The organism is Holdemanella sp., from assembly GCF_056804935.1.
Map to the genome: position 1 here is coordinate 1 of NZ_DBMEXE010000199.1, position 1,119 is coordinate 1,119.

The following is a 1,119-nucleotide window of genomic DNA, read 5'->3' on the forward strand; positions in this document are numbered from 1 at the left end:
CAGGTTGACCAGCAAGTTCAGCTGCTTGGTAGTTTTCAGGGAAAGTAACTTCAACGTCTTTTTCTTCACCTTTCTTAACTCCAACTAATTGTTCTTCGAAACCTGGAATGAATGATCCTGAACCAAGTTCTAATGGATAGTTTTCTCCAGATCCACCTTCGAATGCTACACCATCTTTTGTTCCAACGAAATCGATAACCACTTGATCACCTAATTGAGCAGCATCGTCATCTTCACGAACAACCCAGTCAGCATAACGATCTTGAACACGTTTAACTTCGTTTTCAACATCTTCTTCTGTAACTTCTACATCCGCTTTTTTGATATCTAATCCTTTGTATTCACCTAAAGTTACTTCAGGAAGTACTGTACATGTAAATACTAATACGGCTTTTTCATCATCAACTTCTTTAACATCTAAAGTAGGACGAGCTACTAAATCGATGTTGTGTTCTTTGATTCCTTCTGATAATGCTTCATTAGCTACTTCTTCACTAGCCATATCATATAATGCTTTTGAAGAAAGTTGTTTTTTAACTAAAGCATCAGGAATTTGTCCTTGACGGAATCCTTTCAAATTCATGTGAGATTTAGCATAGTTTAATGCTTTTTTCTGTGCTTTTTTCCAAGCTTCACCTTCTACTGTTACTTCTAATTCACCAGTAGAATTTTCTTTCAAAGTCCAAGTACTAGTCATTGTTTTCTCCTCGCTTTTCAATGGATAACTCAATATCCTCAATTCTTTCAAGACCTTGTTTTTTGACAAAACCAGGCCATTCATCGGATTTCTGCATTGCATCATACACAAGTCTACAAATACCTTTCGCAAGCTGGTAAGAATCTTTGTCTTCTTGATCGAATGGTCTTTCATATAAAACTAACTGCATCAAAAGTGACATACAAAATTGAATCATAGTAGGATCCTCATTTGTAAACCAACTTTCGAATAATGAGCTAGCCTCATTGATTGACTGATCTTGCTCCATAGGTAAAATAGCACTTGGTATAAACGTAATGTTCAACCCGGATTTTATCAAATCAAACGGATCATCAATTTTCTGCTCCATTAAAGCTTCAATCAATGTACCCTTATATTCATCAGGTAAATCTGAATCTAGT

General features: G+C 35.7%; 2 protein-coding genes. Both read right to left on the bottom strand.

The features are described 5' to 3' along the window. A partial coding sequence (gene tig / locus ACZQCL_RS08150; protein ID WP_482482699.1) for a trigger factor occupies nucleotides 1-697 on the bottom strand: 697 nt, incomplete at its 3' end. After that, nucleotides 690-1,119, bottom strand: a 430-nt coding sequence (locus tag ACZQCL_RS08155) for a hypothetical protein (RefSeq protein ID WP_482482701.1), incomplete at its 5' end; no start/stop codon positions are given. The genes ACZQCL_RS08155 and tig, both read right to left, overlap by 8 nt.